At 73.3% G+C, this 14,029-nt stretch carries 15 protein-coding genes; 8 read left to right on the forward strand and 7 right to left on the reverse strand.

Translation table 11 applies throughout. The features are described 5' to 3' along the window. Positions 1–8 precede the first annotated feature (8 nt). The 4 genes from FHX37_RS22255 to FHX37_RS22270 all read left to right on the forward strand — a co-directional run bounded on the left by FHX37_RS22255 (position 9) and on the right by FHX37_RS22270 (position 3,697). On the forward strand, positions 9–992 hold the full coding sequence (locus FHX37_RS22255; protein WP_141926241.1) for a DUF4097 family beta strand repeat-containing protein: 984 nt from the start codon (positions 9–11) through the stop codon (positions 990–992). A 265-nt stretch (positions 993–1,257) separates the two neighbouring features. Beyond that, entirely contained in the window at positions 1,258–1,929 is a 672-nt protein-coding gene (locus FHX37_RS22260) for a TetR/AcrR family transcriptional regulator (RefSeq protein WP_211352002.1), read from the forward strand. 17 nt (positions 1,930–1,946) lie between these two features. Further along, a complete protein-coding gene (locus tag FHX37_RS22265) occupies positions 1,947–2,828 on the forward strand; it encodes an alpha/beta fold hydrolase (protein ID WP_141926242.1) in 882 nt (293 codons plus the stop codon). A 158-nt stretch (positions 2,829–2,986) separates the two neighbouring features. After that, a complete protein-coding gene (locus FHX37_RS22270) occupies positions 2,987–3,697 on the forward strand; it encodes a M50 family metallopeptidase (protein WP_141926243.1) in 711 nt (236 codons plus the stop codon). Positions 3,698–3,787: 90 nt separating this feature from the next. On the opposite strand, the gene FHX37_RS22275 is transcribed toward FHX37_RS22270, so the two are convergent. The 4 genes from FHX37_RS22275 to FHX37_RS22290 form a co-directional block, all read right to left on the reverse strand. Continuing rightward, a complete protein-coding gene (locus FHX37_RS22275) occupies positions 3,788–4,153 on the reverse strand; it encodes an STAS domain-containing protein (protein WP_141926244.1) in 366 nt (121 codons plus the stop codon). Between the two features lie 425 nt (positions 4,154–4,578). Then, positions 4,579–5,418, reverse strand: coding sequence for an ABC transporter ATP-binding protein (locus FHX37_RS22280; protein WP_141926245.1), 840 nt, complete (start codon positions 5,416–5,418; stop codon positions 4,579–4,581). A 124-nt stretch (positions 5,419–5,542) separates the two neighbouring features. Beyond that, entirely contained in the window at positions 5,543–6,319 is a 777-nt protein-coding gene (locus FHX37_RS22285; protein WP_141926246.1) for a phytanoyl-CoA dioxygenase family protein, read from the reverse strand. A gap of 90 nt (positions 6,320–6,409) precedes the next feature. Continuing rightward, a complete protein-coding gene (locus FHX37_RS22290) occupies positions 6,410–8,725 on the reverse strand; it encodes a molybdopterin-dependent oxidoreductase (protein ID WP_141926247.1) in 2,316 nt (771 codons plus the stop codon). A gap of 128 nt (positions 8,726–8,853) precedes the next feature. On the opposite strand from FHX37_RS22290, the gene FHX37_RS22295 reads away from it, so the two are divergent. The 3 genes from FHX37_RS22295 (at position 8,854) to FHX37_RS22305 (ending at position 11,583) form a co-directional block, all read left to right on the forward strand. Further along, positions 8,854–9,807 carry an HpcH/HpaI aldolase/citrate lyase family protein gene (locus FHX37_RS22295; protein WP_141926248.1) on the forward strand — a complete coding sequence of 318 codons (954 nt, stop codon included), beginning with the start codon at positions 8,854–8,856 and terminating at the stop codon, positions 9,805–9,807. An 11-nt stretch (positions 9,808–9,818) separates the two neighbouring features. Continuing rightward, positions 9,819–10,316: a GNAT family N-acetyltransferase gene (locus FHX37_RS22300; RefSeq protein ID WP_141926249.1), complete on the forward strand. Its 498-nt coding sequence runs from the start codon at positions 9,819–9,821 to the stop codon at positions 10,314–10,316. Positions 10,317–10,425: 109 nt separating this feature from the next. Continuing rightward, a complete protein-coding gene (locus FHX37_RS22305) occupies positions 10,426–11,583 on the forward strand; it encodes an IS701 family transposase (RefSeq protein ID WP_211352003.1) in 1,158 nt (385 codons plus the stop codon). A 22-nt stretch (positions 11,584–11,605) separates the two neighbouring features. On the opposite strand, the gene FHX37_RS22310 is transcribed toward FHX37_RS22305, so the two are convergent. The 3 genes from FHX37_RS22310 to FHX37_RS23955 form a co-directional block, all read right to left on the reverse strand. Then, positions 11,606–12,391, reverse strand: coding sequence for an SDR family NAD(P)-dependent oxidoreductase (locus FHX37_RS22310; RefSeq protein WP_141926300.1), 786 nt, complete (start codon positions 12,389–12,391; stop codon positions 11,606–11,608). Between the two features lie 275 nt (positions 12,392–12,666). Then, positions 12,667–13,020 carry an NAD(P)-dependent oxidoreductase gene (locus tag FHX37_RS23950; RefSeq protein ID WP_211352004.1) on the reverse strand — a complete coding sequence of 118 codons (354 nt, stop codon included), beginning with the start codon at positions 13,018–13,020 and terminating at the stop codon, positions 12,667–12,669. Then, complete coding sequence (locus tag FHX37_RS23955; RefSeq protein ID WP_211352005.1) at positions 12,969–13,292, reverse strand: NAD(P)H-binding protein; 324 nt, start codon at positions 13,290–13,292, stop codon at positions 12,969–12,971. Before FHX37_RS23955 ends, FHX37_RS23950 begins: the two co-directional genes overlap by 52 nt. Before the next feature lie 81 nt (positions 13,293–13,373). Between FHX37_RS23955 and FHX37_RS22320 the strand changes: the two genes are divergently transcribed. Next, entirely contained in the window at positions 13,374–13,973 is a 600-nt protein-coding gene (locus FHX37_RS22320) for a TetR/AcrR family transcriptional regulator (RefSeq protein WP_246062499.1), read from the forward strand. The last annotated feature ends 56 nt before the right edge of the window (positions 13,974–14,029 follow it).

The following is a 14,029-nucleotide window of genomic DNA, read 5'->3' on the forward strand; positions in this document are numbered from 1 at the left end:
TGGGAAGGATGACATTCAACGCGCGGGGGCTGTACGCCTCCTCCAGCAAACAGCCGCGCCGCCGCACCGGATGGCTCGTGGCCGGGGCGGTGCTGGCGCTGGTGGTACTCGCCGTGGGGGTGGTGAACGTGACGGCGAACCTCGCCGTCAGCGAGGAGCGGACCAGTGACAGTTTCGACGGGGCCTCCAGCGTCGCCGTCGACAACGGCACCCCGGGGCGGGTGCGGGTGAGCGGCACCGACGGGGACACGGTCACCGTGGACCGGACCCTGAGCAGTTCCCCCCTCGCCCAACCGGACGAGACGGTGCGGGCGGACGGCGACACCGTGCGGGCCGACGCCAGGTGCGAAGGAACCCTGTTCGTGTTCGGGAAGTGCGCGGTGGACTACGACATCGGCGTTCCCGCCGGCACCGCGGTGGAGGTCACGACGAGCAGCGGCGCCGTGGAGGTCGAGGGGGTCGAGGGCGACGTCCGGGCGAGCGCCTCCTCCGGCACGGTGACCGTCCGCGACGTCACCGGCGACGCCGAACTCACCGCCTCCTCCGGGAACGTCCGCGCCACCGGGGTGTCGGGGAACCTGGACCTGGAGACCTCCTCGGGCGGCATCAACGCCCGGCCGTCCGGCGGCGGGGCCGAGACCGTCCGCGCGCGTTCCTCCTCCGGCTCCATCGACCTGAGGGAGGTACGGACCGAGAACCTCGAGGTGGAGACCTCCTCGGGATCGGCCGACGTCGCGGGCGAGTTCACCACCGCCGAGGTCCGCTCGGGATCCGGGTCGATCAGCCTGGAGGCCGGCGGCGCCTTCGACCGCGTCACCGCCGACACCGGGTCCGGCTCGGTGGACATGCGGGTGCCAGACGGCGCCTACGACGTCACCGGGAGCACCGGCAGCGGCTCCCGCGACGTGGACGTGGACCGCGACGACGATGCCGACTCCCGGATCGACGCCACGACCGGCAGCGGGTCGGTGAGCATCAGCGCCCGGGACTGACCCCGGGGGAGGGTCCTGTCCGGTGGGCTCCTGTCCCATCGCGCGTCGCTCCGGTGTCGCGCTGGTTGCGTTCCCGTCCCGCGCCAGCGCGGCACCGGCGGCGCCGTTCGTGACGGACAGGTTCCAGCAAACTGCCGCTGGCCAGGAGGTTGCTGACGGCGCCCGAAGCTTTCGACCAGGGCGCTGGCCCTGAACCGGCGCCCGCCCCTCGCCTCGGTGACCGTGACGCTGGGGCCGAGCAGCAGGGTGTGTTAAGATACGACACGTGCCGTATCACAAAACCGAGTCGGGCCCGAGGCCACCGGGCCGTCCGCGCGACGCGGGCAGGGAGAGCGAGATCCTCAGCGTCGTCCTGTCACTGCTGAGCGAGTCCGGTATCGAGGGGGTGACCTTCGAGGAAGTGGCCCGTCGGGCTCAGGCGTCGAAACGGACCCTGTACCGCCGCTGGGCGACGAGGCAGGAGATGGTGGTCGCGGCGATCAAGGCCGGACCCGCTTCCGGAAACAGGCCTGATCCCATCGACACCGGTTCCCTCCGCGGAGACCTGCTCGCGCTCCTGGCCCGGCTGGAATCCACGATGGAGGCCGGGTCGCCGGTCAGCCTCACGATCCTGCAAGCGGGTCTCCGGGACCCCGAACTCTGCCAGCACATCGAGGAATCCGCCGGCCCCACGGGCGCCCGGCTCACGGATTCCGTCCTGCGAGCCGCGATCGACCGGGGCGAGCTACCGGCATCCGCCGACCCGTTCGCCTATGAGGAGGTCGCGGCCGCGGTGCTCGTCATCCGCAAGCTCAACGGCCTCGCCACGGACGAGGCGTACCGCGCAGCGCTGGTCGACTCCGTCCTCATCCCCGCGCTGCGAAGCGGCATCGGTGCGGGCCAGCACGGAATCTTCTCCGGCAGCCCCACCCCTGCCGCCCCCACCCCACATCAATGAACCAAGGACCAGCCACCATGACCGACCCCACCATCCCCGGGTTCGAGTACGACCGCATCAGCGGTGCCGGCGGAACCGAACTCAACGTCGCACACGCGGGTCAAGGCCCACCCGTCGTCCTCCTGCACGGATTCCCGCAGACGCACCTCATGTGGAGCGCTGTCGCCCGGGACCTCAGCCGCGACCACACCGTGATCGCACCGGACCTCCGCGGCTACGGCGACAGCGACAAGCCCGACGAGGTCTCGCCCGACACCTACGCGAAGCGCACCATGGCCGCAGACATCGTCGCGGTCGCCGCTCAGCTCGGGCACGACCGTTTCGCGGTCGTCGGCCACGACCGCGGCGCGCTCGTCTCCGTCCGCGCCGGGCTCGACCACCCCGACACGATCACCCACATCGGCATCCTCGACGTGCTCCCGACGATGGACACCTGGGACGTCCTGCACGGCGTCGACGCCAAGGTCGCCTGGCACCTCTACCTCATGGCCCAACCCAAGGGGCTGCCCGAGAGGATGATCGGCGCCGTGGCCGACGAGTTCTTCGCATCGTTCCTCGACGCCTGGGACCCCACCGGGGCCGCCTTCCCGGCGGAACTCCGGGAGCACTATGTGCGGGCTTCGTCGAACGCGGTGCCGTCCATCGTCGCCGACTACCGAGCAACCGCGGGCATCGACCTCGACATGGACCGGGCGGACCGCGCCGACGGGCGGCAGCTCACGATGCCGGTCGCGGTGCTCTCCCAGGACTGGGGAAGCCAGCTCGGGTTCGACCCCGCCCGGATCTGGGGCGCGTGGGCAGCCGATTTCACCTACGAAGCGACCGACGCGGGCCACTTCATGGCCGAGGAGACCCCCGCCCGCACCGCCGCGTTCGCGCGGCAGCTCCTGACCCGGTAGTCCGCCCGCTGCCTGCGGCGTCCGCACGTTGGCTCGTCAGAACAGCCCGCTCACCCCAGAAGGCCGGACGCCCGGTACGCGGGGGCGTGCCGGGCACCGCTGCGTATGTCCTAGAGTTCGCCTACGCATGCTGGCCGCAACCGACGGGAACAGGGGCGATGGAAGGTTCGTCGTTCGATGAGGTCTGGCGGGGGGTTTTCACGGTCCAGCCGGAGCCGCCGCAGTGGCTGGTGATCGCCGCGGGGGTCGCCGCGCTCGCGGTGGTGCTCGCGCGGGGACCGTGGAAGCTCGCCCGCAACGTGGTGACGATCGCGCACGAGGGCGGCCACGCCGTGGTGGCCCTGCTCAGCGGCCGGCAGCTCACCGGGATCCGGCTGCACTCCGACACCTCCGGCGTCACCGTCTCACGGGGCAAACCCACCGGTATCGGTATGACCCTGACCGTGGCCGCCGGTTACGTCACCCCGTCGCTGGTGGGCCTGTTCGGTCTCCTGCTGCTGCTCAACGACCGCATCACCGCGCTGCTGTGGGTCACCATCCTGCTGTTGGCGACGATGCTGCTGCTGATCCGCAACGTCTACGGGGTGGTGTCCGTGGTCGGCACCGGGGCGGTGGTGTTCCTGGTGTCGTGGTTCACCCCCGCCGAGGTGCAGGCGGCCTTCGCCTACGGTTTCACCTGGTTCCTGCTGCTGGCGGGGGTGCGCCCCGTCGCCGAACTGCAGTCGCAGCGCCGCAGCCAACCTTCCCCGCAGTCGGACGCGGACCAGCTGCACCGGCTCACCGGCCTGCCCGGCACGGTGTGGGTGATGCTGTTCGGACTGGTGAACCTGGCCGCGCTGGCGCTGGGTGTGTGGCTGCTGCTGTTCTAGCGGGCCGCGCCGCCGCGCTCACACACCGGGGTCGGGGTGGAGGGGCCGCGGGCCGCCCGCGGCGCGGACGGTGCGCCGGGGTGGTGGGGGTCAGTTCGCGCTGGGTGCCCACGCCGGCGCGGCCAGCGCGGCCTCCACAGTGGGGAAGACGGGGATGCGGGTGTCGACCGCGGTCACCCGCAGGATCTGGGCCACCCGGTCGCTGAGCGCCGCGAGGAAGACGCGGGCGTCGTGTTCGGAGGCGCCCTTGTGCGCCCGGATGAGAGCCCGCAACCCGCTGGAGTCGATGAAGGACAGGCGGGTGCAGTCGAGTACGACCCTGCCGTGCGGGCGGGCGGCGACGGCGTCGAGGACCGCCCGGTGGAACTGCCGCTCGGTGGCCATGTCGATCTCGCCGTCGAGCGCCAGCACGAGGCCGTCCTCGTGCTCGTGGGAGCTGATCGTCAGTGCGGGCATAGCCGCTCCGGGGTGAGCCGGTGCCGCTGCCCGGTTCGGTGGCACAGCATTCCCCGCTCCTCCCTTCCAAGGACGGGCGTTCAACGCGCCGGTGGGCTGTTGAGGAAACACGCCACTGGGACGGAACCGCTGTTTCATCTGCGTGGTACACCCCTCATGCCGATAATGAGGACGCGCCTGGGCACGGGTGATCGTCGCCGTTCGGTCAGAACTGGGGCATCGGCTCGGTCGCCGGGGTCTGGGTAACGTGGCCGGAGCGGACTAGCGGGGTGGTCCGTACAACACAGGCGACGTATCCGCTCATTCCTAAGATGCTTAAAACCAGCATCCCAGATATGACCGTACCACAGGGTCGTAGCTACTTCGTGATCTCATCGAGGCGTGGTTGTTTCCGGATGTTTCTCACATCCGGGTGCCGGAGCCGGTCAGGCGGTGGCGCTCCCGCTGCCGCCGGCGGCAGCGCGCAGGTTCCGGCCGCGCCGGTCGACGGGAACGATGAGCGGCGCGTCGGTCTCCGGGTCCGGTATGACCCGCACCGGCATCTCGAACACCTCCCGTACCAGTGTCTCGGTGATGACCTCGGCGGGCGGCCCCTCGGCGACAACCCGACCGTCCTTCATCGTGATGAGGTGGGTCGCGTAGCGGCACGCGTGGTTGAGGTCGTGCAGCACCGCCACCAGGGTGTGGCCGCGCTCGTGGTGCAGGTCGGCGCACAGGTCCAGCACGTCCATCTGGTGGGCGATGTCGAGGTAGGTGGTGGGCTCGTCCAGCAGCAGCAGCGGTGTCTGCTGGGCCAGCACCATCGCCAGCCACACCCGCTGGCGCTGGCCCCCGGACAGCTCGTCCACCAGCCGGGTGGACAGCTCGGCGACCCCGGTCGCCTCCAGCGCCTCGCTCACCACGCGCTCGTCCGTGGACGACCACTGCTTCAGCAGCTTCTGGTGCGGGTATCGCCCCCGCGCCACCAGGTCCGCCACCGTGATCCCGTCCGGGGCGACCGAGGACTGCGGCAGCAGCCCCAACGTGCGCGCCACCTCCTTGGACGGGTAGGAGCTGATGAGCCGGCCGTCCAGGTACACCGCCCCCTCCGCGGGCTTCAGCATCCGGGACAGTGCCCGCAGCAGGGTCGACTTCCCGCACGCGTTCGGCCCGACGATGACAGTGAACGAGTTGTCCGGGATCGTGATGCCCAGGTCCCGGGAGACGACACTGTTGTCGTAGGCCAGCGTCAGGTTCTCCCCGCGCAGCCGCGGCGGTTCGGACATGTGTGTGCTCCTCGGCGGTTCTCCTGGTCGGGCGCGCCGGTGCGCCGCCCCGGTAGAGGCTACTGGCCACGGGGCGGCGTCCGGAAGGCGGTGTGACCAACCTCGCCGGGGGACCGGTGCCGGGTCACCGCCCCAGGCCGCGCCGGATCGCCTCCTCCACCGGGGAGCGGGGGCCGTTCCCGCCCTGCGGGTCGAACTCCGCTGCGGGGGGCAGCGGCGGCTGGGCCATGAACTTCGGCGCCGAGCCGCGGTGGGGTTGGGCGGAGTGCACCAGGAACGGGTGGCACAGGTACACGTCCCCCGCCCGGCCCGTGGCCGGCGCCGTCGGCCGGTGCGCCGAGGCGGCCTCGGCCGCGGCGCTCAGCTCGAAGAACTCGGCTCCGGCCTCGCCGTAGGGTTCCAGCAGCCGCGCCACGTCCAGGTGGGAGCCCGCCCGGGCGACCGTGGGCGCGTCGTCCTCGCCCGCGTCGGAGAACAGGAACAGCATCAGCAGCGCCCGGCCGTGCGAGCGCACGTTGAGTCGCATGTCACCCTGCTCCCCGGTGAAGCTGGCGTCCACGTGCCAGCCGGTGTCGCCGGGGTCGTCCGGGTGCGGGAACCGCAGCGGGAACGTGCCGAGCCCGCCGAGGGGCTTCCACCCGCCCTCCCCGGCGAGCCGGTCGAACGCGGCCCGCAGCCCGGGGGTGTCGGACGCGGCGGCGAACGGCTCCCGACTGTAGCCGCCCAGCCGGATGACCGGCTGCGTCCAGGTGGCGGGGTCACCGGTGTCCACCCCGGCCTCGCGCGCCAGGGCGTCCCGCCCCTGCTCGGCGAGCTCGCGCGGGAACGCCTCCGGAAGGCGCACGAACCCGCGTTCGACGAACCCCGCTACATCATCCCCGCTGAGTCCAGGGTCTGCCATATCCGGCTCCTCGCGTCCTCGCCGCTGCTCGGGAACGAGGACAGCGTCACACTCCGGACGCGGCAGGCACCAGGGAATTTCCCGCGGAGGTCAGGAGGCGGCCAGCCGCGGCGGGTCGAACGCCCGCACCGGCGGCGGGTCGCCCGGGTAGGCCGCCACCTCCACCAGGATGTGCTGGCCGGTGCAGCCCTGGCTGAGCGCGGAGGTGCCCACGTCCGGCGCCAACGCGTTGGGGTTGCCGTGCGCGCAGGTGACGTCGTCGGCCGAGGGGTCGAACCAGGCACCGGTGGACAGCTGCACCACCCCCGGCCGCAGCCGGTCGCTGACCCGCACGCCGGCCAGGCAGCTGCCCACGTCGTTGGACACGCGCACCACCTCTCCGCCGGACAGCCCGCGGGCGGCGGCGTCGTCGGGGTGCATCCGCAGCGGCGCCCGGCCGGCGACCTTGCCGGAACGGCTGTGCGCCCCCATGTCCTGCTGGCTGTGCAGCTTCCCGCCCGGTTGGTTGGCGATGAGCAGCAGCGGCCACCGTTCGGACCGGGGCGAACCGAGCCGTTCCGTGGACGCCAGCCACACCGGGTGTCCGGGGCAGTCGGGGTAGCCGAACCCGGCGATGTCGGCGGAGTACAGTTCGACCCGCCCGCTGGGGGTGTCCAGCGGGCACCCGTCGGGATCGGCCCGGAAGCCCCCGAACAGGGTGGTGTCCTCCACCCGGCCGGGGATCTCCACCTCGCCGGCCGCCCAGAACGCGTCGAAGTCCGGCAGATGCCCCGGCTGGGCGGCGCGCCACCGTTCGTAGAGGTACCGCAGCCACTCGGCCGAGGTGCGCCCCTGGGTGAAGGCGTGCTCGGCGCCCAGTCGGCGCGCCAGCTCGGTGTAGACGTCATACTCGTCGCGGGCCGTGCCGTGCGGCGGCACGGCCCGCGGCATGGCCCGCAGGGTCGTGTCGCCCTGGCTGGCGGCGTAGTCGTCGCGTTCCAGCGTCGTGGTGGACGGCAGCACGATGTCGGCGTGGCGGGCGGTGGCGGTCCAGTGCGTCTCCGCCACCAGCACCGTGTCGGGCCGGGCGAACGCGCGGCTCAGCCGGGCGAGGTCCTGGTGGTGGTGGAACGGGTTGCCGCCCGACCACGCCACCAGCCTGATGTCGGGGTAGGTGCGGCGCTGGCCGTCGTAGTCGTAGTTCTCGCCCGGGTGCAGCAGCATGTCCGCGACCCGCGCCACCGGGATGAACTCCGACACCGGGTTGGGACCCTGGGACACGCGCGGTAGCCCGCCGGGTGTGGACCCGCCCGCGTAGGACCCCATGGAGCCGTACCCGCAGGCGAACCCGCCGCCGGGAAGCCCGATCTGGCCCAGGCAGGCGGCCAGCGCCACCCCCGCCCACAGCGGCTGTTCCCCGTACTGGGCGCGCTGCACCGACCACCCCACGTTGACGAGGGTGCGGCCGCGGGCCATACGCCGCGCCAGGTCCCGGAGAGTCTCCGCGGGCAGCCCGCACAGCTCGGCCGCCCACTCCGGGGTTTTGGCGACCCCGTCGGTGTCGCCCAGCACGTAGTCGCGCACCGCGTCCGCGCCCACGGTGTAGCGGTCCAGGAAGTCCCGGTCGGCGCGGTCCTCCGCGAAGAGGACGTGCACCAGGGAGAGCAGGATCGCCGCGTCGGTTCCGGGTGAGGCGGGCAGCCACTCGGCGTCCATCTCGTCGATGGTGTCGTCCTGCAGCGGGCTGACGGAGACGGTGCGCACCCCGCTGCGGGCGGCGGCGCGCATGCCGGGTTCGGCGGTGTGGGCGGCGCGTCCGCCCTGGGAGATGTCGTTGTTGGACAGCCGCAGCCCGCCGAACGTCACGATGAGGTCGGTGTGCTCGGCCACCGCCTCCCACGTGGGGGCGTGGTGCAGCAGGTCGTCGGTGCCGCGCTCGCCCACCACGTGCGGCAGCAGCACCTCGATGGCGGCGTGGCTGTAGGTGTCCGCGCGGCTGGTGTGCCCGCCGATGGCGTTGAGGAAGCGGCGCAGCTGGCTCTGGGCGTGGTGGAACCGGCCGGCGCTGGACCACCCGTAGGAGCCGCCGAAGATGGCGGAGTTGCCGTGGCGGGTGCGGACCCGGTCGAGCTCGGCCGCCAGCAGGTCCAGGACGCGTTCCCAGCCGACGGCGACGTACTCGTCGTCTACGGCTCCGCGCCGCTCGTCCGGACCGGGGCCGTTCTCCAGCCAGCGGCGGCGCACGGCGGGCCGGTCCACCCGGGTGGGGTGGTGCTGGGCCTGGGGCACGTTGTCCATCAGCGCCGACGGCGCCGGGTCGCGGGGGTCGGGGCGCACGTCGACGACCCGGTCCCCGGAGACCAGCACCCGGTAGCTGCCCCAATGCGAGCTGGTCGGGTAGGTGACGCCGTCACCCTGCGGTTCCATCGTTCCTCCCTCAACGAATGCTGCCCGGAATGTAGCCTATTCACCGGTTCGGGGCGCGGGTAACGGTCGGGGTGCCACCGGTGGCCGCGCCCGCCGCGCAGAGGCGCCGTCACGGGAAGGGTGCAGGTATGGGGCAGCAGCGCGCACGCCGGTCGGTTCTGGCCGTGCCGGGATCGAACCCCCGGTTCGTGGACAAGGCGCGGGAACTCCCGGTGGACACGTTCTTCCTGGACCTGGAGGACGCGGTGGCGCCGGCGGAGAAGGAGGCGGCCCGCGACACGGTGGTCGCCGCCCTCACCGAGGGCGGCTGGGGAGACCGCACCCGCACCGTGCGGGTGAACGACCTCAGCACCCAGTGGACCTACCGCGACGTGATCACGGTGGTGGAACGCGCGGGGCACGCCCTCGACTGCCTGGTGCTGCCGAAGGTGACCGGGCCGGACCACGTGCGCTGGCTGGACCTGCTGCTCTCCCAGGTCGAACGCGCCACCGGCCTCCAGCCGGGCGGCATCGGGATCGAGGCGCAGATCGAGGACGCGCGCGGGGTGACCGAGGTGGACCGCATCGCCGCCGCCTCGGACCGGCTGGAGAGCCTGGTGTACGGCCCGGCCGACTTCATGGCCTCGGTCAACATGAAGTCGCTGGTGGTGGGGGAGCAGCCGCCGGGCTACGACACCGGCGACGCGTTCCACCACGTGCTGATGCGGATCCTGATGGCGGCGCGCGCCAACGGGCTGCAGGCGGTGGACGGGCCCTACCTGCGGGTGGGCGACGTGGACGCGTTCCGCGCGTCGGCGCGCCGCAGCGCCGCGCTGGGCTTCGACGGGAAGTGGGTACTGCACCCGAGGCAGGTGGAGGCCGCCAACGAGGTGTACACCCCCAGCCAGGAGGACTACGACCACGCGAAGCTGGTGCTGGACGCCTACGCGCACGCGACCGAGGTGCGGCGGCGCGGCGCGGTGGTGCTCGACGGCGAGATGCTGGACGAGGCCTCGCGCAAGATGGCGCTGGTGGTGGCGGGCAAGGGCCGCGCCGCCGGGATGCGCCGGACCCGGTCGTTCGACCCGGACCAGTTGGGATAGCTTCGTTGACCATGGAACCGGAAGACGCCTCCCCGGTGGTGCTGCGCGGATTGCGGCCCGGCGACCTGGGGTGGGTGGTGGAGCGCCACGGCGCGCTGTACGCGGCCGAGCAGGGCTGGGGACAGCCGTTCGAGGTGACGGTGGCCCGCATCGTCGCGGACTACGGCCAGTCGCACGACCCCGCTGCCGAGGGCGCCTGGATCGCCGAGCTGGACGGTGAGCGGGTGGGCAGCGTGTTCTGCTCCCGCGAGGACGCCTCCACCGCGAGACTGCGCCTGCTGCTGGTGGAACCCTCCGCCCGCGGCCACGGCGTGGGCAAGCGGCTGGTGGAGGAGTGCCTCGCCTTCGCGCGCCGGGCCGGCTACCGCAGGATGACGCTGTGGACGCACGACGTCCTGACGGCGGCCCGCGCGATCTACCGCCGGTGCGGGTTCGAGCTGGTCGCCTCCGAGACGCACACCGCCTTCGGGACCGAGGTCGTGGGCGAGACCTGGCAGCGCGGGCTGTGAGGCGGTGAGTCGTACGCCGCCCGGTCCCGCCGCGGGCCGGGCGGCGCCGTGTACGAACCCCGACGTCCCGTGGGGCACGGGACCAGTAGCACGAGGGAGGAAGACGGCCGTGGCCGTAGGCGGCACCGCCCCCGAGCACCGGCGCTCCGGGGACGCGCTGGGAGCCTTCACCGAGGACCTCTTCGCGCACCTGCCCCGGGCCGACCAGCGCCGCTGGGCGCGTACCTACCTGGACGGGCTGCTCGCGACCGACGGGAAGAAGACGGTGCGGCGCATGGCAGCGGCGGTGGGGGAGCCGCCGACCGCCGCCCAGTCGCTGCACCAGTTCGTCAGCGCCAGCCCCTGGGACTGGGCACCGACGCGCGAGAGGCTCAGGCGGTGGATCGAGCGGCGCGGCTCCGGGCGGGCGTGGGTCGTCGGCCGGGCGTTCCTGCCCAAACGCGGTTCCCGCTCGGTGGGGGTGCACCAGCGCTTCGACCCCGCCGCCGGCCGCACCGTGAACGCGCAGGTCGGCATCGGCGCCTTCCTCGCCACGCCGGAGGGCGACCTGCCGGTGGAGTGGCGGCTGTGCCTGCCGGACGACTGGTTGGCCGACCCGGGGACGCGCCGTCGCGCCCGCATTCCCGAGGAGGAGAGCGCCCACCTGCCGCTGTGGCGCCACGCCCTGCGCCTGACCGGGGAACTGGCCGCCTCCCCGCCCCGGGATCCGGCCCCGGTGGTCAGTGACATGAGCGGGGTTCCGGCGGAACACGCCGCAGCCTTCGTCCAGGGGCTGACGGGCCAGGGGCACGGTTTCGCGGTCGCGGTTCCCGGCTCCCTGCCCCTGCACCCGGCTCCGGCCGCTGACGGCGCGACCGAACCGTCGACCCGGACGGTGGAGGCGCGGCGCCTGCTGGTGTGGAACGCCACCCGCAGCCCCGGCTCGGCGAGCCTGCCCGTCGCGGTCCGGGCGCGCGTGGTGTCGGCTCCGGTGCGGTTGCCGCGGCCCTCCAGCGCGCAGCGCGGCGACCGGCTGCGCCTGTTCACCGTGCTCGACGACCACGGCGCCGCGGGACGGACGTGGCTCACCACCCGCACCGGGGACCGCGACGACCGGCTGGCGGCGCTCACCCGCCACCCCGCGGGCATCGACGCGGCGGTGGGCGAGATGAGCGACCGGTACGGCCTCCTCGACTTCGAGGGGCGTTCGTTCCCCGGCTGGCACCACCACATGACGCTGGTGTCCGCCGCCTACGCCTACGCCCGCCTCGTCGCGCCGGAGCGGTGACACGGGGGCGTCCGGGCGCGGTTCACAGCTGGCGCAGCGCGCCGCCGTCCACGGACCACTCCGCGCCGGTCACCTGGCCGGCGAGTGGCGACAGCAGGTAGGCGACGGGGCGGGCGACCTCCTCCGGAGTGCCGATGCGGCCGGTGGGCAGACGGCGCTCGACCCGGACGAAGTGGTCCACGGCCTCGTCGGGTGACATCCCGAAGCGTTCGGCCAGCTGGTCGGCGAACCCGTCCGGCGCGTCGAACAGGGCGGTGCGCGTGGGTCCGGGGGACACCACGTTGGACCGCACCCCGCGGTCGCCGAACTCGGCCGCCAGCGTCTTGGAAACGGACAGCAGGGCGGCCTTCGCCGCGGCGTAGTCGGCGATGGGGCCGTCCGGGAGCCGGGCCGCCTCGCTGGCGACATGGACCATGCTCCCCGCGCCGCTGTCGAGCATGGCGGGGACGGCGGCCCGGGCCAGCCGGACCGCGGAGTGCAGGTTGAGGTCGAGGCTGGACTGCCACTGCGCGTCGGATATGTCCAGGAAGCCGCCGTGCGAGGCCAGCCCTCCGACGTTGTTGACGACGCCGTCCAGGCGGCCGTGGGTCTCCACCGCGGCGGAGACCACGCGCTGGGCGGTCTCGGGGTCGGTGGCGTCGCCGGCCACCGGGGTGACCCCGCTTCCCAGCGCGTCGAGGGCCCCGCGGTTGCGGGCGAGCGCGACGACGCGGGCCCCCTCGGCCCGCAGCAGGTGGACGGTCGCCGCCCCGATGCCGGAGGAGGCGCCGGTGACGATGACGACGTGTCCGTTGAGGTGCAGATCCAATGCGGACTCCAAACGAGGTACGCGGCCGCGGCCGCCGCGGATTCCCGGCGGCCGCGGGGGAGGGAACACGGTCGGGAGAGGGGCCGTGGCCGGGGCCGGGTGACAGGCGCGAGCCGGCTCGCGCCTGTCCCGCCCAGCGGTGCGGTCACGGACGGGAGAGAACGTACGCGCCCGCCGCGGCGCCCGGCCAGGTCACGCTCGCGGCCCGGGGCGAGTTCGCCAACTTCCCGAAGTCGCACTCCTCCCCGGCGCCGTCGGAATCCACCGGACAGGGGTCACCGCGCCACGCCGACCGCGTCGTGGTGGCCGTAGTCCTCGGTGAGTACGCGCAGCGCGGCGTCGGCCAGGTCGGCGCGGGAGACGCTGAGTCCGCCGCGCACGTTCTCGCCGCGGGCGGTGCGGTACCGGCCGGTGCGGGGACCGTTGGTGAGCATGGGCGGTCGCAGCACCGTCCAGTCCAGGTCAGTGCTCTCCAGGTGCCGTTCCATCGCGATCGAGTCGGCGCGGGGGTGGCGGAGTACCCGCCGGAGCAGGGGCTTCACGAGGAAGCGGGTGCCGGGTCCGTCCCCGGCGACGGTCACGGTGGCGGCGCTGACCGCGACGATCCGGCGAACCCCCGCCTCCGCCATGGCGGTGGTGACGCAGCGCGTGGTGTCGGCGCAGACGGTGGTGGGTTCGCGGACGGAGCGGGGCCGATGGCGGTGACCACCGCGTCGCATCCCGACAGGGCGGGGGAGAGGGCGCTGGGGTCGGTGATGTCGGCGGTGACGGTGCGCACCCGGTCGTCGGCGAAGTCCGAGGAGGGGCGGACGACGGCGGTCACGCCGTGCCCCGCCGTCAGGGCGCGGGAGACGACCTCCGTCCCGGTTCTCCCGCTTGCGCCGAACACGGCGATCCGCATGGCTCCCCCTTCTCTGGGTGAGTGAGTGCTTACTTACCTCTAGAGTGGCGAGGGGAAGCCCACACGTCAAGGGGGAGAGCCGTGGCCGACACCCGCGAACGGATCCTGGACGCCGCCGCGCGCGTGCTGCGCGAACAGGGCCTGTCCCGGACCACCACGAAGCGCATCGCGCGCGAGTCCGGATTCTCCGAGGCGAACCTCTACAAGCGGTTCCGGGACAAGAACGAGCTGCTGCTGGCCGTGCTCACCGAGCGCGGGGGGCCGTTCGGCCACATCGTCGCCGGCGCGCGCGACAGGGCGGGGACCGGAACCGTCCGGCGCAACCTGGAGGAGATCGCGGCCGCCGCCCTCGACTTCTACACCGAGGCGGTACCGACGGGCGGCGCCATCTTCGCCGACCCCCAGCTGTTCTCCGCCTTCCGCGACCACCTGGCGGAACGGGGACTGGGGCCGCACGTGCCGCGCGACCTCGTCGCCGCCTACCTGCGCGACGAGCGGGAGCTCGGCCGGCTGCGCGCCGACACGGACGCGCACGCCACCGCCGCCCTGCTGCTCGGCGCCTGTTTCCAGCAGGCGTTCCTGAGCCACTTCACCGCCGAGCCGCGGGCCGCCGACGCCGACCGGGACACCGCCGCAGCCCTGGTGCGCACGCTGCTGGGGCCGCTGCTGCCTCCCGAGTGAGACACGTCCGGCCCCGCGGAACACCGCGGGGCCGGAGAGCGCGCTGCCCTTGCGGG

Source organism: Haloactinospora alba (genome assembly GCF_006717075.1).
Classification (GTDB): Bacteria; Actinomycetota; Actinomycetes; order Streptosporangiales; family Streptosporangiaceae; genus Haloactinospora; species Haloactinospora alba.

What these genes read in the sequence shown, in the direction of transcription:
- FHX37_RS22265 (WP_141926242.1), top strand. Translation starts at nt 1,947, where the DNA reads ATGACCGACCCCACCATCCCCGGGTTCGAGTACGACCGCATCAGCGGT.
- FHX37_RS22290 (WP_141926247.1), bottom strand. Translation starts at nt 8,725, where the DNA reads ATGGAACCGCAGGGTGACGGCGTCACCTACCCGACCAGCTCGCATTGG.
- FHX37_RS22280 (WP_141926245.1), bottom strand. Translation starts at nt 5,418, where the DNA reads ATGTCCGAACCGCCGCGGCTGCGCGGGGAGAACCTGACGCTGGCCTAC.
- FHX37_RS22270 (WP_141926243.1), top strand. Translation starts at nt 2,987, where the DNA reads ATGGAAGGTTCGTCGTTCGATGAGGTCTGGCGGGGGGTTTTCACGGTC.
- FHX37_RS22255 (WP_141926241.1), top strand. Translation starts at nt 9, where the DNA reads ATGACATTCAACGCGCGGGGGCTGTACGCCTCCTCCAGCAAACAGCCG.
- FHX37_RS22285 (WP_141926246.1), bottom strand. Translation starts at nt 6,319, where the DNA reads ATGGCAGACCCTGGACTCAGCGGGGATGATGTAGCGGGGTTCGTCGAA.
- FHX37_RS22275 (WP_141926244.1), bottom strand. Translation starts at nt 4,153, where the DNA reads ATGCCCGCACTGACGATCAGCTCCCACGAGCACGAGGACGGCCTCGTG.
- FHX37_RS22300 (WP_141926249.1), top strand. Translation starts at nt 9,819, where the DNA reads ATGGAACCGGAAGACGCCTCCCCGGTGGTGCTGCGCGGATTGCGGCCC.
- FHX37_RS23950 (WP_211352004.1), bottom strand. Translation starts at nt 13,020, where the DNA reads ATGGCGGAGGCGGGGGTTCGCCGGATCGTCGCGGTCAGCGCCGCCACC.
- FHX37_RS23955 (WP_211352005.1), bottom strand. Translation starts at nt 13,292, where the DNA reads ATGCGGATCGCCGTGTTCGGCGCAAGCGGGAGAACCGGGACGGAGGTC.
- FHX37_RS22295 (WP_141926248.1), top strand. Translation starts at nt 8,854, where the DNA reads ATGGGGCAGCAGCGCGCACGCCGGTCGGTTCTGGCCGTGCCGGGATCG.